This window comes from Pseudomonas sp. D1-36 (genome assembly GCF_051132205.1).
In the GTDB taxonomy this organism is placed as follows: domain Bacteria; phylum Pseudomonadota; class Gammaproteobacteria; order Pseudomonadales; family Pseudomonadaceae; genus Aquipseudomonas.
This window is the reverse complement of record NZ_CP071674.1, coordinates 2031130-2051213: the sequence shown is the minus strand read 5'-3', so window position 1 is coordinate 2051213 and position 20084 is coordinate 2031130. Positions and strand designations below refer to the sequence as shown.

Annotated in this window: 23 protein-coding genes and 1 pseudogene; 9 read left to right on the top strand and 15 right to left on the bottom strand. The window is 60.0% G+C overall.

Features of this window, described 5'->3' with window-relative positions:
• The first annotated feature begins 47 nt into the window (after positions 1–47).
• Together J3P76_RS09270 and J3P76_RS09265 are read left to right on the top strand one after the other, a co-directional pair.
• Positions 48–350 carry a hypothetical protein gene (locus tag J3P76_RS09270; RefSeq protein ID WP_420765836.1) on the top strand — a complete coding sequence of 101 codons (303 nt, stop codon included), beginning with the start codon at positions 48–50 and terminating at the stop codon, positions 348–350.
• 289 nt (positions 351–639) lie between these two features.
• Positions 640–852 (top strand): cold-shock protein, encoded by a 213-nt coding sequence (locus J3P76_RS09265; protein ID WP_003179963.1) that lies wholly within the window; start codon positions 640–642, stop codon positions 850–852.
• Between the two features lie 65 nt (positions 853–917).
• Here the strand turns inward: J3P76_RS09265 and J3P76_RS09260 are convergent, their stop codons facing one another.
• Together J3P76_RS09260 and J3P76_RS09255 are read right to left on the bottom strand one after the other, a co-directional pair.
• Positions 918–1232: an I78 family peptidase inhibitor gene (locus J3P76_RS09260; protein WP_434606621.1), complete on the bottom strand. Its 315-nt coding sequence runs from the start codon at positions 1230–1232 to the stop codon at positions 918–920.
• A 163-nt stretch (positions 1233–1395) separates the two neighbouring features.
• Complete coding sequence (locus J3P76_RS09255) at positions 1396–1701, bottom strand: hypothetical protein (protein ID WP_420765834.1); 306 nt, start codon at positions 1699–1701, stop codon at positions 1396–1398.
• 131 nt (positions 1702–1832) lie between these two features.
• On the opposite strand from J3P76_RS09255, the gene J3P76_RS09250 reads away from it, so the two are divergent.
• Positions 1833–2030: a hypothetical protein gene (locus tag J3P76_RS09250; RefSeq protein ID WP_434559665.1), complete on the top strand. Its 198-nt coding sequence runs from the start codon at positions 1833–1835 to the stop codon at positions 2028–2030.
• 42 nt (positions 2031–2072) lie between these two features.
• On the opposite strand, the gene J3P76_RS09245 is transcribed toward J3P76_RS09250, so the two are convergent.
• The 8 genes from J3P76_RS09245 to J3P76_RS09210 all read right to left on the bottom strand — a co-directional run bounded on the left by J3P76_RS09245 (position 2073) and on the right by J3P76_RS09210 (position 9616).
• The gene (locus J3P76_RS09245) at positions 2073–3101 is read right to left on the bottom strand and encodes a nucleoside hydrolase (protein WP_434606625.1); all 1029 of its coding nucleotides are present in this window, start codon (positions 3099–3101) and stop codon (positions 2073–2075) included.
• A 29-nt stretch (positions 3102–3130) separates the two neighbouring features.
• Positions 3131–3535, bottom strand: a complete 405-nt coding sequence (gene rbsD, locus J3P76_RS09240; protein ID WP_434606628.1) for a D-ribose pyranase — start codon at positions 3533–3535, stop codon at positions 3131–3133.
• Positions 3532–4446 (bottom strand): ribokinase, encoded by a 915-nt coding sequence (gene rbsK / locus J3P76_RS09235; RefSeq protein ID WP_434606631.1) that lies wholly within the window; start codon positions 4444–4446, stop codon positions 3532–3534. The genes rbsD and rbsK overlap by 4 nt, the downstream gene beginning before the upstream one ends.
• Before the next feature lie 23 nt (positions 4447–4469).
• Positions 4470–5489, bottom strand: coding sequence for a LacI family DNA-binding transcriptional regulator (locus tag J3P76_RS09230; protein ID WP_420765829.1), 1020 nt, complete (start codon positions 5487–5489; stop codon positions 4470–4472).
• Positions 5490–5492: 3 nt separating this feature from the next.
• On the bottom strand, positions 5493–6470 hold the full coding sequence (locus J3P76_RS09225; protein WP_434701774.1) for an ABC transporter permease: 978 nt from the start codon (positions 6468–6470) through the stop codon (positions 5493–5495).
• Positions 6467–8020: a sugar ABC transporter ATP-binding protein gene (locus tag J3P76_RS09220; protein WP_434559673.1), complete on the bottom strand. Its 1554-nt coding sequence runs from the start codon at positions 8018–8020 to the stop codon at positions 6467–6469. Before J3P76_RS09220 ends, J3P76_RS09225 begins: the two co-directional genes overlap by 4 nt.
• A gap of 55 nt (positions 8021–8075) precedes the next feature.
• Complete coding sequence (locus tag J3P76_RS09215; RefSeq protein WP_420765827.1) at positions 8076–9035, bottom strand: sugar ABC transporter substrate-binding protein; 960 nt, start codon at positions 9033–9035, stop codon at positions 8076–8078.
• A 134-nt stretch (positions 9036–9169) separates the two neighbouring features.
• On the bottom strand, positions 9170–9616 hold the full coding sequence (locus tag J3P76_RS09210; RefSeq protein ID WP_420765826.1) for a hypothetical protein: 447 nt from the start codon (positions 9614–9616) through the stop codon (positions 9170–9172).
• Positions 9617–9930: 314 nt separating this feature from the next.
• Between J3P76_RS09210 and J3P76_RS09205 the strand changes: the two genes are divergently transcribed.
• The 3 genes from J3P76_RS09205 (at position 9931) to J3P76_RS09195 (ending at position 12169) form a co-directional block, all read left to right on the top strand.
• The gene (locus J3P76_RS09205) at positions 9931–11019 is read left to right on the top strand and encodes an asparaginase (protein ID WP_420765825.1); all 1089 of its coding nucleotides are present in this window, start codon (positions 9931–9933) and stop codon (positions 11017–11019) included.
• Positions 11020–11174: 155 nt separating this feature from the next.
• A complete protein-coding gene (locus J3P76_RS09200) occupies positions 11175–11474 on the top strand; it encodes a DUF1654 domain-containing protein (RefSeq protein WP_434606637.1) in 300 nt (99 codons plus the stop codon).
• Between the two features lie 5 nt (positions 11475–11479).
• Entirely contained in the window at positions 11480–12169 is a 690-nt protein-coding gene (locus J3P76_RS09195; RefSeq protein ID WP_434606640.1) for an endonuclease, read from the top strand.
• Positions 12170–12301: 132 nt separating this feature from the next.
• Here the strand turns inward: J3P76_RS09195 and J3P76_RS09190 are convergent, their stop codons facing one another.
• Positions 12302–12664 (bottom strand): SPOR domain-containing protein, encoded by a 363-nt coding sequence (locus J3P76_RS09190; RefSeq protein ID WP_420765822.1) that lies wholly within the window; start codon positions 12662–12664, stop codon positions 12302–12304.
• A 247-nt stretch (positions 12665–12911) separates the two neighbouring features.
• Here J3P76_RS09190 and csrA point away from each other — a divergent pair, with 247 nt between their 5' ends.
• Positions 12912–13106: a carbon storage regulator CsrA gene (gene csrA, locus J3P76_RS09185; protein ID WP_003179932.1), complete on the top strand. Its 195-nt coding sequence runs from the start codon at positions 12912–12914 to the stop codon at positions 13104–13106.
• A gap of 194 nt (positions 13107–13300) precedes the next feature.
• Here the strand turns inward: csrA and J3P76_RS09180 are convergent.
• The 3 genes and pseudogenes from J3P76_RS09180 to J3P76_RS09170 form a co-directional block, all read right to left on the bottom strand.
• A pseudogene (locus tag J3P76_RS09180) lies at positions 13301–13387 on the bottom strand (DUF2214 family protein); the annotation flags it as partial.
• Between the two features lie 216 nt (positions 13388–13603).
• A complete protein-coding gene (gene cysS, locus J3P76_RS09175) occupies positions 13604–14986 on the bottom strand; it encodes a cysteine--tRNA ligase (protein WP_434701773.1) in 1383 nt (460 codons plus the stop codon).
• Between the two features lie 21 nt (positions 14987–15007).
• Positions 15008–16705: a glutamine--tRNA ligase/YqeY domain fusion protein gene (locus J3P76_RS09170; protein ID WP_434606646.1), complete on the bottom strand. Its 1698-nt coding sequence runs from the start codon at positions 16703–16705 to the stop codon at positions 15008–15010.
• A 248-nt stretch (positions 16706–16953) separates the two neighbouring features.
• Here J3P76_RS09170 and J3P76_RS09165 point away from each other — a divergent pair, with 248 nt between their 5' ends.
• Together J3P76_RS09165 and J3P76_RS09160 are read left to right on the top strand one after the other, a co-directional pair.
• The gene (locus J3P76_RS09165) at positions 16954–17457 is read left to right on the top strand and encodes a peptidylprolyl isomerase (RefSeq protein ID WP_420765819.1); all 504 of its coding nucleotides are present in this window, start codon (positions 16954–16956) and stop codon (positions 17455–17457) included.
• The gene (locus J3P76_RS09160; RefSeq protein ID WP_434606648.1) at positions 17454–18221 is read left to right on the top strand and encodes a UDP-2,3-diacylglucosamine diphosphatase; all 768 of its coding nucleotides are present in this window, start codon (positions 17454–17456) and stop codon (positions 18219–18221) included. Before J3P76_RS09165 ends, J3P76_RS09160 begins: the two co-directional genes overlap by 4 nt.
• A gap of 116 nt (positions 18222–18337) precedes the next feature.
• On the opposite strand, the gene J3P76_RS09155 is transcribed toward J3P76_RS09160, so the two are convergent.
• Positions 18338–19867 (bottom strand): DHA2 family efflux MFS transporter permease subunit, encoded by a 1530-nt coding sequence (locus J3P76_RS09155; RefSeq protein WP_434676171.1) that lies wholly within the window; start codon positions 19865–19867, stop codon positions 18338–18340.
• Positions 19868–20084: the final 217 nt, after the last annotated feature.

The window sequence follows — 20084 nt, the reverse complement described above, 5'->3', positions numbered from 1 at the left end:
GCAACCCCTCAGATACCAAGACATCGACCCGAAAGGAGCATCTCAGCATGCGTCTGAATACGTTATTCGCAGTAGTCGCCCCCCTCGCCCTGCTGCTCCCGATTGCCGCCCATGCCGACTGGCCAAAGGGCGAGCGCGAAAAATACATGGCCCAGTGCACCCAGGCGGCAACGCCACAGATCGGCGCGGCAGCGGCCAAGTCACACTGCGCCTGTGGCGCCGACGCCATCAAATCCTATCCGGCCAGTGATATCCAGGCTCTGATGGACAACAAGGCCACCCCTGAACTGCAACAGAAAGCCCTCGGCCAGATCGCCAAATGCAAGGCGAATCCGCCTGCGAAAAAATGACGGTTTGGGCATCAGGAAGGCGCCCGACAGGGGTAAAAAGGCTTGAATAAGCGCTTTTTCCTACGATTTTTGCAGGTTTTTCAGCTTTTTTTATCGTCTTTACGTTCGGCTGAAAGCCTTTGAAACCGGGGCTTCCAGCCCGTTCAGACGGTAAAGAAAACACGACTGATTGGCAAACAGCTCGTCCGGGGGGCTCCCAAATCGAACATTTCGACTATGATACCCGGGTGTGCCCAGTTGGCCTGAGCAGCACAGTACACTGAAAATATATGTTTCTTGGAGATACACCATGTCTAATCGCCAAACCGGCACCGTTAAATGGTTCAACGATGAAAAAGGCTTCGGCTTCATCACTCCTCAAGGTGGCGGTGACGACCTATTCGTACACTTCAAAGCTATCGAAAGCGACGGTTTCAAAAGCCTGAAAGAAGGCCAGACTGTTTCCTTCGTGGCTGAGAAAGGCCAAAAGGGTATGCAAGCTGCACAAGTTCGCCCAGAGTAATTTCCCGGCGCGCTAAAAAAACCCCGTCCATGTGACGGGGTTTTTTATGGTCAGCTTAAAACCAATCAGCCGCAATTGACCCGGTTGACCACCAGCTTGGCATCGGTATTGAGGTTCAAGCGATCGGAGCGGTACTCAAGCGTCACCATGTCGTTGGGCTTGAGAATACGGGCGTTTTGCGCGCCGGAACGGCTCCGCGCCTGCTCCAGCAACTGGGGCGAGGCCTGCTTGCCAATCGCGAACTCGGCAGCCTTCGCCTCGCAGCGACTATGCCCGGTTTCGGCCGTCACGGGATCAGGGGTCGATTCAGAGGTGCTGCTGCAACCGCTCAAGAGCGCAGCGGCCAGCAAAGTACTCAGTGACGCGAGCTTCCAAGGCATGAAGCCTCCTTTTTCAGTGAAATAGCAGAGAGCGTGCGACAACCCAAACGAAACTTGGTTTCAACGCCAAGGCCATCATGGTGCCCTCATCTGGAAAAACGGCAGTTTGCCTGAGCCCTGCCCAGCTGTTCACCGCTCAATCGTGACTGAATATGAATGGCGCTCAGTAGATGTCGATGTAATCGAAGGGCGGGTTCGGCCAGTTGTCTTTCAATGCATTGTAGATTTGCATCACCCAGACCTCATCGCTCGCCGCAACGTTTCCGACATACCCCGAACCCTTCGCCCAGGTTTCAAGCCGAAACAACAAACCTGCGATGTCGGCACCGCCTACGACACCCGAGGAAAGATAGGCAATGCCAGCCTTGGTCACACGCAACTGGGTATGTTCGTCATCACTGGCGGACGCGAGCAAATCACGCACGGCCTCGAGGGTGAACGCCTCAGGATCCTTCAAATCGATCTGCACGTAGGAGCCCCCGGGAAAAATAAAAAACCGAGTGTCGCACAGTGCTCGCCTGATGCCTAAGTCGCACTGCCAAACCCACTCCAAAAATGCTTAACTCAGCCTACAGATTTCCCAACCTGCGAGCCCCCGACATGAGCACCGTCAGCATCGAAGCCACCATCAATGCAAAATGGGCGCAGGGCCACAGCTCGTACAGCCCAGGCAGCCCGGAAGAACTGGCGATCCTCAGCATCGAGTTGCTGGTGAAAGAACTCGGGACGCAGGCCGCGCAAAACTTCGTCAAGCAAGCGTTCGAGCGCTATCCGAGCATCATTGAGACAACTGCATAAGGTTCCCGCAGGCAGACGCCTGCGGGGTTGCCTTGAGATGCGTTACTTGAGCCGCGCCAATCGCTCGGTCAGCAGATCGAAGAACCCCTGGGCATCGCCGTCCTTCACCCAAAAAGCATTTTTTGGCGCTTTCAGGCCGTCGTACCAATCGACGACGGTCTGGCCGAAAGTCGGCCCTTCACGGCTGTCCACCACAAGGTTGACCGCACGCCCGCTAAACAGCTGCGGCTTGAGAAGGTAGGCGACCACGGTTGCATCGTGCACCGGCCCGCCCGTCATGCCGTAGTGCTCCATGTCGCCCTTGACGTATTCGTTGAGAATATCGCCGACCAACTTGCTCGCGTTGTTGTTCAGCGCAGCGATCTGCTTCAGGCGTGTCTCGCTGGTAAGGATCTTGTGAGTCACGTCCAAGGGCAGGTAGGTCAGCTTCACACCGCTTTTGGCGACGATCTCCGCCGCCTGAGGATCGGCATATAAATTAAATTCGGCCACCGGCGTGATATTGCCGCCGTTGAAGTGCGCGCCACCCATGATCACCACCTCCTTGATCCCCTGAACGATCCCGGGCTCCTGGACCAGCGCCAAGGCCAGGTTCGTCTGCGGGCCGAGCATGGCAATGGTGATGCTGTGGGGCTTGGCCGCCTTAAGCGTGTCGATCAGGTAATTGACGGCATTGCCCTCGGCCAAGCCTTTCTTCGGCTCGTGCACCGTGACACCCGACAAACCCTCCTTGCCGTGGATGTTTTCCGCGTAGATGGGCGTGCGCATCAACGGTTTCGGCGCGCCGGCATAGACCGGCACCTCTTCGCCACCCGCCCACTCACGGGCCAGGCGCGCATTGCGGGAAGTCTTGTCCAGGCGCACGTTCCCCGCCACGGTGGTCAACGCGCGAACGTGCAACTCCTCGGGGGATGCCAGCGCGAACAACAGCGCAACCACATCATCGGCGCCCGGATCGGTGTCGATGATCAAGTCGATCTTCTCTGCCGCCTGGGCGCTTGTAGCCGTGATGAATGACAAAAGCAGCAGACTCCGCAACAGTTGATGCATTTTTTGAGCATAGCGGTGCATGGCGCACTCCTTGTGCAGGTTGTGAATATCTAGAACGTGACGCCCGCGATCAGCACCACGTTGCAGTACGGTGAGCATTCTCCGGTGCGAATGACCGCCCTCGCCTCGCGAGTAAGCACCTTGAACTGCTCATGGCTGACCAACGCCCGCGCGCCTAAGGCGCCTTCGGCGTGCAGCGCCTCCAACGTCGCCAGGGCTGACGGTTGCTTGTCGATAATTTCCTGCGCCAATACATGGCTTTCGACCTGCATCTCGCTGAGCAGCACGTTCAAGGTACTGACAAAATCGGGGACGCCATGGGTCAACGCAAGGTCGATCAGTTCGACGTGTGGCGGCACCGGCAGCCCGGCATCACCAATCACCACCTTGTCGCCATGCCCAAGGGAAGCGACCAGGCGTGACAGGGCGATGTTCAACAAAGGAGTCTTTTTCATGATTCGAACGCCTGAACTTCCGACAATGCAGGAATAGAGGGCTGCGCGCCCGCGCGAGTGACCGACAGCGCAGCGGCGACCTGCCCGAAACGAATGGCCTCGACTTCGTCCTTACTGTTCGCCAGGGCCGCCGCGAAACCGCCGACGAACGTATCGCCTGCCGCGGTTGTGTCAACCGCCTTGACCCGCGGCGCGGGGAAGTGTTCGAAGCTCGCTCCGTTGGCGAACAGCAACCCTTGGGCACCCAGCGTTACGATGACTTTGCCGGCACCCGCCGCGAGCAACTGCGTCGCGGCGGCTTCGGCGGTCTCCAGGGAATCCACGGCCAGGCCACTGAGGACCATCGCTTCGCTTTCGTTAGGGATCAGGTAGTCGACGTAGGCGTACCAGTCGCCCGGCAGGGCATGGGAGGCCGGCGCCGGATTGAGAATGACGATCTTGCCAAGCTCATGGCCGCGCTTGAGCGCATGCCCTACGGTGGCGTCCGGCACTTCCAGTTGGCAGATAATGACATCGGCGCCTTGCAGCACCGCATCAAAACTATCGAGGACGCCGGGCGTCAGCTCACCATTGGCGCCGGCAACGATGACGATCGCGTTCTGGCTGTTGTCATCGACCACGATCAGCGCAACGCCACTGGAGCCCTCCACCACGCTGACCGCCTGGCAATCGATGCCCTCGGCGAGCAGCGCGCCACGCAACTGCTGTCCATAGGCGTCATTGCCGACGCAACCGACCATGGACACTTGCGCACCCAGGCGCGCGGCGGCCACCGCCTGGTTGGCGCCCTTGCCCCCCGGGATGGTGGAAAACGACTCGCCAATCAGGGTTTCCCCACCACGAGGCAGACGCGGCGCACGCGTCACCAGGTCCATGTTCAGGCTGCCTATCACCACTACTTTTGCTGGCATACATCATTACTCATCAATTCGGTTCAGCGGTATTGGGCGAATGTACCGGGCACCGGTGCAGTCGATTCTCGCAAGACAATGCTGGGCGTCACGATCCGCTGGTCAGTGGCAAGCCCCGGCGTTGCGATGCGCCGCAGCAACACCTCGGCCGCCATCTCGCCCAGGTCCAGGATCGACTGCCCCACAGTGGTCAGCGCCGGGTAGACATAACGGCTCATCTGAATATCGTCGAAACCGATGATCGACAGCTCACTGGGCACGCGCACATTGCGTTCGGCGGCGGCGCGCAATGCACCGATGCCGATCATGTCGTTGGCCGCGAAAATCGCGCTGGGCGGCCGTTGCCCAAGCAATTGGGCCGCCGCACGGTAACCGCCGATGCTGGTGAAATCGCTCTCGAGCATGCGCTCGACGGGCAGCTCGATCCCCGCCTCCTTCAGCGCACGGCAATAACCCGCCAGGCGCATCTGTGCCACGCTGGTGTCCGCCGGCCCGCCAATGAAGGCAATGTCGCGATGGCCCAGGTCCAGCAGATGCCGGGTGGCCAGGTACGCGCCATATTCATGGTCGATACGGACCAGGTCCGCATCGACGCCATCCAGGCCACGGTCAACGATCACCATGGGCGTACGCACGTTGGTCAGGCCCTCGGCCAGGCCGACATCGCCCCCGGCCGACGCCACGATCAATCCGTCGATACGTTTTTCCAGCAGCACCCGCAGATAACTGCGCTGCTTGTCCGGATTGTCGTCGGAATTGCATAGGATCACGCAGTAGCCATTGCGCTCGCAGTAATCCTCGATCCCCCGAGCCAGTTCGGCAAAGTACGGGTTGAGGCTGTTGGGCACCAGCAGGCCAATGGTGGCCGTGGTCTTGGCCTTGAGCGAGCGCGCCACGGCGCTGGGCACATAGTCCAACCGTTCGATGGCGGCCTCGACCTTGCGCCGCACCTCGTCACTGACCGGCCGCGTCTTGTTCACCACATGGGACACGGTCGTGTAGGAAATCCCGGCAAGCGCCGCCACATCCTTGATCGTCGCCATGGTTCAAGCCCGCCGACTGGCGCGCTGGCTGCGGTACGTATCGAGCACCACTGCAATCACGATCACCGCGCCGGTGATGATGCGTTTGGTCGGCTCGGTCGCGCCGATCTGGGCCAGGCCTGCCGCCAGCACCGAAATGATCAGCACGCCGAAAAAGGTGCTGATGACCGAGCCGCGCCCGCCCATCAGGCTGGTGCCGCCGATGACCACGGCGGCGATGACTTGCAGCTCGAGCCCCGAGCCTGCGTTGGGGTCCGCCGCTTCCAGGCGAGAAATCTGGAACAGCGCCGCAACACCGGCCAACAAGCCCATCAGGCTGAACACCAGGATCTTGTAGGGCTTGGGGTTGATGCCGGCCAAGCGCACGGCTTCTTCATTGGTGCCGATGCCAATCAGGTAGCGCCCGAACACCGTGCGGGTCAACACCGCTTGGGCAACAAAGATCACCAGTAAGGCGATGATGAACGAAGGCGAAATACCGAAGCCAATCGGATTGGACAGCCAGGCGAAGGAGTCGCCGATATAGGCGGTCCGCGAGCCGGTCATCTGGTACGCCAGGCCCCTGGCCATTTCCAGCACACCCAGCGAAACGATAAACGACGGGATACGCCATGCCACGGTAATCGAACCGGTGACCGTGCCCGCCAATGCCGCCACGGCCATGCCAAGCAAGGCCGATGGCCAGACGCTCCAGCCCCAGCCCAGCACCGCCACGCTGACTGTCGAAGCCGCCAACGCCAGCACCGAGCCCACCGATAAATCGATGCCGCCGATGATCAGGATAAAGGTCATGCCGACCGCCAGCACCATGAGATCGGGGATCTGATTGGCGAGGGTGCTGAAGGTGTCGTAGGAAAGAAAGTGGCTGCTCAGGACCGAGAACAGCGCGACCATGGCGAGCAAGGCGCCAGCCAGGCCCAGGTAAGTGCCCAGACCATAAAAGTTGCCATTGGATTTGCCGACGGCAGGTGCGGTTTTCATGAGAGATCCCTAGGCGCCGCTTCGTTGAGCAGCGCATCACGTTTCTGGTAGCCGGCGAACGCGGCGGCAAGCAAGTCATCCTGGGTCCAGCTGTCGCGCTCGAATGTGTCGATCAGGCGCCCGGCGGAAAGCACACCGATCCGGTCACAAATCAACATCAGTTCCCGCAGGTCACTGGAGACCACGACCAGCGCCTTGCCCTGGCGAGTCAGTTCACCCAGCAACGCATAAATATCGAACTTGGCGCCGACGTCGATGCCACGGGTCGGCTCGTCGAACAGCAGTACTGAGCAATCGCGTTCGAGCCAACGGCCGATCACCACTTTCTGTTGGTTGCCGCCAGACAATTCGGACACCAGCTGCGTCGGGCTGGAACTGCGGATGCGCATGGCGTCGATCTGCCGCTGCGCCAAGGCCTGCTCCGCGCTGCCATTGACCAGGCCGGCACTGGATATCTCCGGCATGTTGCCCAGCGCGATGTTGGCGGCGATGGATTGGCTCAACAGCAAGCCCTCGCCCTTGCGATCCTCGGTGATCAAGGCAATGCCGTGGGCCACCGCATCGGCCGGGGAACGGATGCTGACCACATTGGCTGGCGAGCCCAGTGCCACCGTACCGCTGTCGGCTACATCCGCGCCGAAGATCAACCGCAACAGCTCTGTGCGCCCTGCCCCGATCAGCCCGGAAATACCGAAGATTTCACCGCTGCGAACTTCGAACGACACATCGCGGACCTTGTCGGAACGGGTCAGGCCCTTCACGGTCAGCGCGGGGGCGCCGATCTGGCGCGGGCCCAGGTCGATATGCTCGCCCAGCTCCCGACCGACCATCAGCGTCACCAACTGCTCACTGTTGTAGTTGGCCATCGGCTCGACGCAGACCAGGTTGCCGTCGCGCAGCACCGCAATGCGCTGGGCCACCCGCGCCAGTTCCTCAAGGCGATGGGAGATATAAATGATCGAGACGCCGCGGGCCTGCAAGCGGGTGATCTGCTCGAAGAGCATTTCGACTTCGCGGGCCGTTAGCATCGCGGTCGGCTCATCGAGAATCAGCACATGGCAATCGCCGATCAGGTTGCGGGCGATCTCGACCATCTGCTGATGACCGATGCCCAGTTCACCGACCAGCGTGTCGGGATCGATTGCATCGAGCCCCACCTGGGCCATGGCGTCGATCGCCGCTTTGCGTAATTGCTTGCGACTGATCCAGCCGCCGTGGCTGGGCAGGTTGTCGAGGAACAGGTTCTCGGCCACGGAAAGAGTCGGCAGCAGGTTGAGTTCCTGCATCACCATGCGCACGCCCAGCTCTTCCGCCTGGGTCCGGCTGCCGGGACGGTAATCCTGCCCGTGGAACTGCATCTGCCCCGTCGTCGGCGTGACCAGCCCACCGATGATCTTGGACAAGGTACTTTTGCCGGCGCCATTTTCACCGGTCAACGCCAGCACTTCACCGCGCATCAACGTCAGGTTGATATCGCTCAGTACCGGCTGGGCATAGGTCTTGCCGATACCGCTGACGCACAGGACAGCGTTCGGGTCGCGAACGGACATAACAAACTCTCCAATGCGCCCGCCCGGACGGGCGAGCGCCGTTGTGTCGCCAGGATTACTGCTTGGTCACCAGCTCGACCGGAGTTTCGATAACGCCGTTGGCGCCGCTGTCGACTTTTTCGCCCTTGAGCATTTTCAATGCGGTCTCGATGCCGAACACAGCCTGCTTGGCAGCGAACTGGTCGGCTGTGGCCAGGACACGGCCGTCCTTGAGCATCGGCTTGATGGCGTTGATATTGTCGTAGCCGACCACTTGCACCTTGCCCGCCTTGCCAGCCGCGCGCACGGCCGAGACCGCACCTACCGCCATGCTGTCGTTGCCGGCCAGCAGCGCCTTGATGTTCGGGTATTCGCTGAGCATCGACGAGGCAACCTGGTTGCCCTTGTTGATCTCCCAATCGCCCGATTGCAGGGAAACGACCTTGATCTGCGCGGCCTCCATCGCATCCTTGAAGCCCGCGGTGCGCGCCTGGGCGTTGGTGGTGGTCGACACGCCTTCGATGATACCCACCTCGTCACCAGCCTTGAGCTCCTTGGCCAGGTATTCACCCACCAGGCGAGCGCCCTTGCGGTTGTCAGGGCCTACGAAAGGCACGGTGATGTTCTTGCTCTTGACCACCGCTGGATCGAGTTGATTGTCGATGTTGATCACAGTGATGCCGGCATCGACGGCTTTCTTGATCACCGGAACCATGGCCTTGGAATCGGCAGGCGCGATGATCAGCGCGTCGACCTTGGACACGATCATCTGCTCGACGATGCGGATCTGGTTGGCGGTGTCGGTTTCATCCTTGATCCCGTTGGAGATCAGGTCGAAGTCGGCGGAGTGTTCTTTCTGATAAGCCTTGGCGCCATCCTCCATCGTCAGGAAGAATTCGTTGGCCAGGGATTTCATGACCAGGGCAACCTTGGGTTTTTCGGGAGTCTGGGCGAGCGCCGAGGAGAAAGGCAGCGCAGCGGATGCGGTCGCGAGCATGGCAACGGCGAGCAGGCGACCAGCGAATGGCAGCTTCATGGGTTCACTCCGATTTTATGATTATTGTGAGCAAAAATCGTCATACGACGACTGCGCAAACGTTTGCGTGGAATGAACTATGGTAAAGCATCGGCGTTTTGTCAACGCTCCGGTTTTATCCGGAACATTGTGGATCAAGCCGTGGTGTTGACCAACGTCCCAGAACTGGAATCCTTCGCCAATTCCTTGATCAAGCTGCCCGTGACTTCCTGCAGCGCACCGGTGGTATCGGCGATCTGTCCCTGGATGGCCATGACCGCGGCAGTCTTGGCTTCAGGCGTGGAATAAGGACGCGCCTGCGCAGCGGCGAGCTGCTGCTGTTGCTCACGCAGTTGCTGCTGTAGCTCTTGCATGCGCTTGAGCAGGACTTTCATGGCGATGCTTTGGGTGCTGTCGCTTTTTTCGGTCTTGCTCTCGGCGTCGGTATGCAGGTTCGCGCGCACCTTACCGGGCGCTTGCGTTTCGCCAAGGGCTTGGTCGGCAGCATCGGCGGTTGCCTCGCTCAAGGCATTCAACGTCGCTGCGGATTTACCGCCGATGGTGACGGCGGCGGCATTTGGAAAGCCGATTGAAAAGCTCATGTCTCGCTCCATGAATGAATTCCTACAAGGTAGATCGTCCATTGGCGCGTTTTCTTTAGCCTCACAACCCAACCTTCCTTCAGACCGTTCTGCTCCGGTTAACCGAACAGCAAACAGCTTGATGTTCGGAAATCCGGCCATGCATCCACCGAAGGGGCATCTTCTCAAATACACATCGTTTTGATTTTCAAGGCGTTAGAAGGTAGACCCACGCTTGCGCAGCAGTGGTACGGATCGTGCTCTGAGAGGAGTGCTCTCGGCATTCAGGTCTGCCGGAGCATCTAGATGAATCCTCATGACTAGAGAGAAAAATAATGACATCTGCCTTAAAGACTCTTGTTCCGGGCGCTTTGGCCCTCTTGCTGCTCCTGCCCAGCGCCCTTCAGGCGAAAGAAAACCCGGTTGAGCAAAAGCTTTCCAACGTCGTCATCCTCGCCACGGGCGGCACCATCGCCGGCGCCGGCGCGAGCTCCGCCAACAGCGCCACCTACCAGGCAGCCAAGGTTGGTATCGAACAACTGATCGCCGGCGTACCGGAGCTCAGCCGGTTGGCCAACGTGCGCGGCGAACAGGTGATGCAGATCGCATCGGAGAGCATCACCAACGAAAACCTTTTGCAACTGGGACGCCGTGTCGCCGAGCTGGCCGACAGCGAGGATGTCGACGGCATCGTCATCACCCACGGCACCGACACGCTGGAGGAGACCGCTTATTTCCTGAATCTTGTCGAGAAAACCGACAAACCGATCATTGTCGTCGGCTCGATGCGGCCCGGCACCGCAATGTCTGCCGATGGCATGCTCAATCTCTACAACGCCGTGGCGGTCGCCAGCAGCAAGGAAGCGCGCGGTAAGGGCGTACTGGTGACCATGAACGATGAAATCCAGTCGGGCCGTGATGTGAGCAAGATGATCAACATCAAGACCGAAGCATTCAAAAGCCCGTGGGGCCCGTTGGGCATGGTAGTGGAAGGCAAATCCTACTGGTTCCGCCTGCCGGCCAAGCGCCACACCTCCGGTTCGGAGTTCGACATCAAGACCATCAAGAGCCTGCCGGACGTGGAAATTGCCTACTCCTACGGCAACGTCAGCGACACCGCGTACAAGGCCCTGGCCCAATCCGGCGCCAAGGCGATCATCCACGCCGGCACCGGCAACGGTTCGGTGTCTTCGCGAGTCGTTCCGTCGTTGCAGGCCTTGCGCAAGGAAGGCGTGCAGATCATTCGTTCGTCACACGCCAACGCAGGTGGTTTCGTACTGCGAAACGCCGAACAGCCTGACGACAAATACGACTGGGTCGTAGCCCACGACTTGAATCCTCAAAAGGCCCGTATCCTGGCAATGGTTGCCCTGACCAAGACCCAAGACAGCAAGGAGTTGCAGCGAATTTTCTGGGAATATTGATTTCCCCCGCCCGACCGAGCCCGGTCGGGCACCGCTTTTTTCATCGTCCGCCCCACGGGCCCATTACCAGGTCCGGTAAAAAATCACCTTCGTCCTACATCAAAATGAAAAAAGCGCTGTCAGACGATTTTCTTGAAATTTAAGCAGTTGCGTAAATGCCTACGGTTAAATACTGTATGCACGTACAGCTTAATAAGGATAATCCTGTGGCCATGCCCTCCGCTGCAACTACCCCCTTAGACTCCTATGCACGACTCGGTCTACGGGTCTCGAAGATCATCAACGCGCCCACCGCACAAAATGCCAAGGCCGCTCTGATCTTTCGCCTGCCCGATGAGCCGGTGGAGGAATGGGAACGCCTGCTGGCAGAAATCGACGAGAACGACAACGTCACCCTCGCCTATCGCGACGATGGCGGCGTGCAGGTTTTCTGGGTTGTGCCGAAGGAAGATTGAGCTTGATGAATTTCCGCTGTCTGGTTTTATTGCTCGTCTTCGTTGCCATGGGCGCACAGGCTGGAGCGCCCCGTACCTTCAACGAAGCCAAGAAAGTCGCCTGGAAGCTCTATGCCCCCCAATCCACCGAGTTCTACTGCGGCTGCAAATACACCGGCAACCGCGTGAACCTCGCCGCCTGCGGTTATGTACCCCGCAAAAATGCCAGTCGCGCCGCCCGCATCGAGTGGGAACATATCGTTCCGGCCTGGCATATCGGCCATCAGCGTCAATGCTGGCAACAAGGTGGGCGCAAGAACTGCACTCGCTACGACCCGGTCTACCAACGGGCCGAGGCCGACCTTCACAACCTGGTGCCCAGCATTGGCGAGGTCAATGGCGATCGCAGCAACTTCAGCTTCGGCTGGTTGCCGGTGCAGAAGGGCCAATACGGCTCGTGCCTGACCCAGGTGGACTTCAAGGCCAAAAAAGTCATGCCCCGCCCTTCCATCCGCGGGATGATCGCCAGGACCTATTTCTACATGAGCAAACAATATGGCCTGCGGCTCTCCAAACAGGACCGGCGCCTGTACGAAGCCTGGGACAAGACCTACCCGGTGCAAGCGTGGGAGCGCCAGCGCAACCAGAGCGTGGCATGCGTGATGGGGCGTGGAAACGAATTCGTCGGACCGGTGGACCTGAAGGCCTGCGGCTGACCTGGCCTATACGAACGGCACAGCTCAACTGTGGGAGCGAGCTCGCGACAGCGGTGGACCCGCAACATTGACGCTGACTGGCAATGGCTCTATCGCGAGCAAGCTCGCTCCCACAGGTTTGGTTTTGTCTGATTATCGTGCTGGCGGAAAGTCCACGACCAAGGTCTCGATGTTGCGCTTCTTGGCTCGTACCAGCGCAGCATTGATCTGCTCCTGTTTCGCCTGAGCTTCAGCCTCGGAACCCAACGGCCCGACCAGGACCCGATCCTTGCCATTTTCCCTGACGACACTGGACATGAAGCTGTGCTCGATCAGCCAGCCCGTCAGGTCGCTGACCGCCTGGGGCGTCTGGCCTCGCACCTCGACAGCCCACTGCGGCGCCGCGACTGCCGGCGTGGAGGTCGCCGCCGGCTTCGGCTTGGGTGCTTCGACGTCGCGCCCTTCCCCACATCCCGCCAGCGCCAGTACCGCAATTACCCAAGCCAATTTACGCACAACGATTCCCCCGCAAGACATGAAGCGAGGATTTTAGCATCCAGTTTCGCCGGAAACGCCCTAAACAGTGCGCAAAACACGAGAATCCTCTCCAACGTCTCTGTATAGTCGCACCCTGGGAATTAATGCAGCATCTGCACGTCAGAAAGAGGCACCCACATTGTGACACTTAGCACTAATCTATAAGCAGTACCGACATCTGCACTGTCTGAATCAGGTGCCCTATAAAGCAATCAAGGAGAACACCATGCTGATACTCACCCGCAAAGTCGGTGAAAGCATAAACATTGGTGACGACATCACGATCACCATTCTGGGCGTTAGCGGCCAACAGGTCCGGATCGGCATCAACGCCCCGAAAAACGTTGCGGTGCATCGCGAAGAAATTTATCAGCGCATCCAGGCCGGCCTCACTGCCCCTGACAAACCGCAAACGCCCTGAGCCCTGCCGCAGTCCGCAGCCAGCCCGTTTGCATCGCCGCAATGGCTGGCTAAAGATGCATGCCGACCGAGCCGCACCCTGTCCAATCCCGCCTTGTAAATCCAATCAACCCGGAACCGATACTACTGGCATGCCCCACACCATGGCTGTCAGACGTTTCGTTTTAATGGCGATGAAGCAGGCGCTAGCGCCGGTCAGCCCAAGCGCACGCCACGGGTCATGCCCGTGGCCGCCACGACCATCACGATCAGCAGCAACGCTTGCAGGTGGCTGATCCGCGCCACCTGCCAGCGCCGCAGCGCCATGCCGAAGGTCAGCACCGCCCAGAACTCGAAGGCAAACGCCAGCAGATGGGTGGCCGCGACAGATCAACGGAAAAGCATGGGAAGGCTCCCGTCAGGGATGTCGAGCGATCGGTCAGAACCAATTGAAATGCAAAAAACTGTGGGAGCGAGCTTGCTCGCTCCCACAGTGGGTATTGCGCGTTCTAAGAGATGTTAGTCCGCCAAACGCCAGGTCGTCCCGCCCTTCCCGTCTTCCAGCACCACGCCCATGGCAGTGAGCTGGTCGCGGATGCGGTCGGATTCGGCCCAGTCCTTGTTGGCCCGCGCCGCGAGCCGTGCTTGAATCAGCGCGTCGACCTCGGCAGCGTCGACGCGGCCTTCGGCACCGGCCTGCAGGAAGTCATCGGCTTCGAGCTGCAACACACCCAGAACACTGGCCAGTTCCTTCAAGCGCGCCGCCAAGCCGGCCGCCGCATCGAGATCGCTCTCGCGCAGGCGGTTGATCTCACGCACCATCTCGAACAGCACCGCGCACGCTTCCGGCGTGCCGAAGTCATCGTTCATCACTTCGGTAAACCGTGCCACGAACGCTTCACCACCGGCAGGTGGCACGCTCGGCAGGCCTTTCAACGCATGGTAGAAACGCTCCAGGGCACCCTTGGCATCCTTGAGGTTATCTTCCGAATAGTTGATGGCGCTGCGGTAGTGGCTCGACACCAGCAGGTAACGCACGACTTCCGGATGGTACTTATCGAGCACGTCGCGGATGGTGAAGAAGTTGTTCAAGGATTTGGACATCTTCTCGCCATTGATGCGAATCATGCCGCAATGCATCCAGGCATTGGCGTAGGTCTTGCCGGTGGCCGCTTCACTCTGGGCGATTTCGTTTTCGTGGTGCGGAAATTCCAGGTCGCTGCCGCCGCCATGAATGTCGAAAGTCTCGCCCAGGCAGCAGGTGGACATAACCGAGCATTCGATGTGCCAGCCCGGACGCCCGGCGCCCCACGGCGACTCCCAGCTCGGCTCGCCCGGCTTGGCGCCTTTCCACAGCACGAAGTCCAGCGGGTCTTCCTTCGACTCGTCGACTTCGATGCGTGCGCCGATGCGCAAATCTTCGATCTTCTTGCGCGACAGTTTGCCGTAGCCCATGAACTTGGCGACGCGGTAGTACACGTCGCCATTTCCCGGTGCGTAGGCATAGCCCTTGTCGATCAAGGTCTGGATCATCGCCAGCATGCCCGGGATGTGATCGGTGGCACGGGGCTCCAGGTCCGGCTTCTGGATGTTGAGGCGCGCCTCGTCCTCGTGCATGGCCTTGATCATGCGCTCGGTCAGCGCATCGAACGCTTCACCATTCTCGTTGGCGCGATTGATGATCTTGTCGTCGATGTCGGTGATGTTGCGCACGTAGGTCAGGTCGTAGCCGCTGAAACGCAACCAGCGGGTCACCAGGTCAAAGGCGACCATGCTGCGGCCATGACCCAGGTGGCAATAGTCGTACACGGTCATGCCGCAGACGTACATCCGCACCTTGTTGCCATCCAGCGGCTTGAAGACTTCTTTGCTCTTGGTGAGCGTGTTGTAGATCGTAAGCACAGGGTTTCCCTTAAGACTTGATCACTGACCCCAGGAGTCGCGCAAGGTCACGGTACGGTTGAACACCGGAGCACCGGGTTTCGAGTCCTTGATATCCGCGCAGAAGTAACCTTCGCGCTCGAACTGGAAACGGTCTTCCGGCTGTGCGTTGCCCAGCGAAGGCTCGGCACGACAACCAGTGAGTACTTGCAAGGAGTCAGGGTTGATGTTGTCCAGGAAGCTGGCGCTGTCTTCGGCCTTCTCCGGGTTCGGCGAACGGAACAGGCGATCGTACAGGCGCACTTCGCACTCGACGCTCGCGGCGGCCGGCACCCAGTGGATCACGCCCTTGACCTTGCGACCTTCCGGGTTCTTGCCCAGGGTGTCGGGATCATAGGAGCAACGCAGCTCGACGATATTGCCGTCGGCGTCCTTGATGGCCTCGTCGGCGCGGATCACGTAGCTGCCACGCAGGCGCACTTCGCCGGCAGGTTCCAGGCGCTTGTAGCCTTTGGGCGGCTCTTCCATGAAGTCTTCACGGTCGATGTAGATTTCCCGGGCGAACGGCAGGACGCGTACGCCCATGTCTTCCTTCGGGTGGCACGGCAGTTCGAGGTTCTCGACCTGGCCTTCCGGGTAATTGGTGATGACGACTTTCAGCGGACGCAACACGCACATGGCGCGCGGCGCGCTGTGGTCGAGGTCGTCACGGATGCTGAATTCCAGCATGCCGAAGTCCACCACGCCGTCGGAACGGTTGGTGCCGATCATCTCGCAGAAATTGCGGATCGACTTCGGCGTGTAGCCACGACGGCGGAAGCCCGACAACGTCGACATGCGTGGGTCATCCCAACCGTTGACGTGCTTTTCGTCCACCAGTTGCTTGAGCTTGCGCTTGCTGGTGATGGTGTAGTTCAGGTTCAGGCGGCTGAATTCGTACTGGCGCGGGTTGGCCGGCACCGGCAGGTGCTCCAGGAACCATTCGTACAGCGGACGGTGGCTTTCGAATTCCAGCGTGCAGATCGAGTGCGTGATGCCTTCGATGGCGTCCGACTGGCCGTGGGTGAAGTCATAGTTCGGATAGATGCACCATTTGTCGCCCGTCTGGTGGTGATGGGCATGACGGATGCGGTACATGATCGGGTCGCGCAGGTTCATGTTCGGCGAGGCCATGTCGATCTTGGCGCGCAGCACGCGGGCGCCGTCCGGGAACTCACCGGCGCGCATGCGGGCGAACAAGTCCAGGTTCTCTTCCACTCTGCGGTCGCGGAACGGGCTGTTCTTACCCGGTTCGGTCAGGCTGCCACGGTATTCCTTGGCCTGCTCCGGGGTCAGGTCGCACACGTAGGCGTTGCCGGACTTGATCAGCTCGACCGCCCAGTCATGCAACTGGTCGAAATATTGCGAGGCATAGCGCACTTCGCCCGCCCATTCGAAACCCAGCCACTTGACGTCGCTCTTGATCGCGTCGATGTATTCCTGGTCTTCCTTGGCCGGGTTGGTGTCATCGAAACGCAAGTGCGTGACGCCACCGAACTCCTCGGCGAGGCCGAAGTTCACGCAGATGGATTTGGCGTGACCGATGTGCAGGTAGCCGTTGGGCTCCGGCGGGAAGCGGGTGACGATCTGCGTATGCTTACCCGAATCCAGGTCCGCCTGGATGATCGGGCGCAGGAAGTTGACCGGCACGGCCGGGCCGGTCTTGGAATTCGAGGTAGGGTCGACAGTGGGCTTGCTCATAGGATCCTTGAACATACAAGTGCGCGGCCGGGTGCGGCCTGATAAATCAAAGCCCGTATCATAGCCGATGCTGTCAAGCACCTGACAGGCCGAGCCGGCAAACGATTGAATTTAATCGATGACCCGATGAAAAACAGCCTCGAAATTCGTGCATGGCACGCTAAACTGCCCAACCTGGCGATTGCGGCCAGACCGGTTGCGGGCGCCCGCGCCCCCCAAACCCACGAATTCCTTGAAGAGTAGTAATCATGACCCAAGTCAAACTGACCACCAACCATGGCGACATCGTCCTGGAACTGAACGCCGAAAAGGCACCGATCACCGTTGCCAACTTCGTTGAATACGTCAAGGCCGGCCACTACGAAAACACCGTTTTCCACCGTGTCATCGGCAACTTCATGATCCAGGGCGGTGGTTTCGAACCGGGCATGAAGGAAAAGAAAGACAAGCGCCCAAGCATCCAGAACGAAGCCGACAACGGTCTTTCCAACGACAAATACACCGTCGCCATGGCCCGCACCATGGAGCCGCATTCGGCCTCCGCGCAGTTCTTCATCAACGTGGCCGACAACAGTTTCCTGAACCACAGCGGCAAGAACGTCCAGGGCTGGGGCTATGCGGTATTCGGTAAAGTCACCGCCGGCACCGATGTGGTCGACAAGATCAAAGGCGTGTCCACCACCTCCAAGGCCGGCCATCAGGACGTCCCGGCAGAAGACGTGATCATCGAGAAAGCCGAGATCATTGAGTGATATTGCTGATTTCAGACTTGCATCTGGAAGAGGAGCGCCCGGACATCACCCGGGCGTTTCTGGATCTGCTCGCCACACGCGCCCGTGCGGCGCAAGCGTTGTACATCCTGGGCGACTTCTTCGAAGCCTGGATCGGCGACGATGCCATGACGCCGTTCCAGCGTTCCATCTGCCAGGCCCTGCGCGAATTGAGCGACAGCGGCACGGCCATTTTCCTCATGCACGGCAATCGCGACTTCATGCTCGGGCAGGCGTTCTGCAAAGCGGCTGGCTGCACCTTGCTCAAGGATCCGAGCGTCGTGCAGTTCAACGGTGAACCTGTATTGCTGATGCACGGCGACAGCCTCTGCACGCGGGATATCGGCTACATGAAGCTGCGCCGTTGGCTGCGCAACCCGGTCACGCTGTTCATCCTGCGCCACCTGCCACTGGGCAGCCGCCAGAAACTGGCGCGCAAACTACGCAGCGAAAGCCGCACGCAGACGCGGATGAAAGCCAACGACATCGTCGACGTCACGCCCGAAGAGATTCCGCTGATCATGCAGCAGTACGGCGTGAAGACCCTGGTCCACGGCCACACCCACCGCCCCGCCATCCATAAGCTGCAACTGGGCGAACACGCAGCGAGACGCATCGTGCTGGGGGATTGGGACAAGCAAGGGTGGGCGTTGCAGGTAGATGAACAAGGGTTTGCGTTGGCGCCGTTCGGGTTTGCCCCGCCGCCACAACTGCCGGCACCCGACGCAATCCCCAGCCACACATAAATCCCCCTTGTGGGAGCGAGCCTGCTCGCGAAAGCGGTGTGTCAGTCAAAACATCACTGACTGATAATCCGCATTCGCGAGCAGGCTCGCTCCCACAGGTTGGACTGCGCCCGCCATCAATGACCGCTGGCGGCAGGCCCCGCCTTCGCCGTGAACGGCGGTTTCGCCAGCCACACCAACAGGATCAACCCCATGAATGCCCAGCCCAGCAACGTGAAGTAATCCACGGTGGAGAGCATGTACGCCTGGCTGGTGAGGATCTGGTCGAGCTGGGCATAGACCGGCGTGCTCGCCCCGCCGAGCTGGTTGATCGTCTCGCGCGTGGCCGGCTCGAAGGTGCTGATGCTTTCGCTCAGGTACGCGTGGTGTTGGTCGGCCCGACGGATCCAGATCCATGTGGTCAAGGATGCGGCGAAGCTGCCGCCCAGGGTCCGCAGAAACGTCGCCAGCCCCGCGCCATCGGCGATCTGGTGAGGCGGCAGGTCGGACATGAGGATGCTCAAGGTCGGCATGAAAAACAGCGCTACGCCGATGCCCATGAACAACTGCACCAGGGCGATGTGCTGGAAATCCACTTCGTTGGTGAACCCGGCGCGCATGAAGCAACTCAGGCCAATCGCCAGGAAGGCCAGCCCGGCCAACAGGCGCAGGTCGAACTTGTGGGCGTATTTGCCGACGAAGGGCGACATCAACACCGGCAGGATACCGATCGGCGCTACAGCCAGGCCGGCCCATGTGGCCGTATAGCCCATCTGGGTCTGCAGCCATTGCGGCAGGATCAGGTTGATGCCGAAGAAACCGGCGTAACCGCCCACCAGCACAATGGTGCCGATGCGAAAGTTGCGATAGGCGAACAGCCGCAGGTTGACCACCGGGTGGCCGTCAGTCATTTCCCAGATCACGAACACCGCGAGGGCGATCACCGAAATCAGTGCGCCAATGATGATGAAGTTCGACTCGAACCAATCCAGGTCATTGCCCTTGTCGAGAATCACCTGCAACGCGCCGACACCAATGATCAACGTGATCAAGCCGACATAGTCCATCGGCTGGCGGCTGGTGACCACCGGCCGCGCCTTGAGCTGCTGGCGCACGACCATCACCGCGAAGATGCCGATGGGCACGTTGATGAAGAAAATCCAAGGCCAGCTATAGCTGTCGGTGATCCAGCCGCCGAGGATCGGCCCGGCGATCGGCGCCACCACCGTGACCATCGCCAGCAACGCCAGGGCCATGCCACGCCTGGCCGGTGGGTACACGGCGATCAGCAAGGTCTGGGTCATCGGATACAACGGCCCGGCCACCAGCCCTTGAAGCACACGAAAGCCGATCAGCTCGGGCATCGATGTCGAGATTCCGCACAGGAACGAGGCCAGGACGAACAACATCGTTGCCCACAGAAACAGCTTCACCTCGCCAAACCGCCGGCTCAACCAGCCGGTCAATGGCAGCGCGATGGCGTTGCTCACCGCGAACGAAGTGATCACCCAAGTGCCCTGCTCCGAGCTCACGCCCAGGTTGCCGGAAATGGTCGGCAAGGCGACGTTGGCGATGGTGGTGTCGAGCACCTGCATGAACGTCGCCAGCGACAACCCGATGGTGCTGAGCAACAGGCTGGGCGGCGTGAAGGACGCGTTATTGCTCATTGCGAGAATCCTATGAAGCGGTGGTGGTGAAATCGAAGCAAAAACCCGCCAGGACCGTGATGCTGTCACTGTCACTTAAGGCCTTTGACAGACACGTGGCGAGGGAGCTTGCTCCCGCTGGGCCGCGGAGCGGCCCCAAAACCTGTCGAGCACGCAACATCAGACACACCGCTCCCACCGGTTTACGACTGCTTCGCAGCCGAGCGGGAGCAAGCTC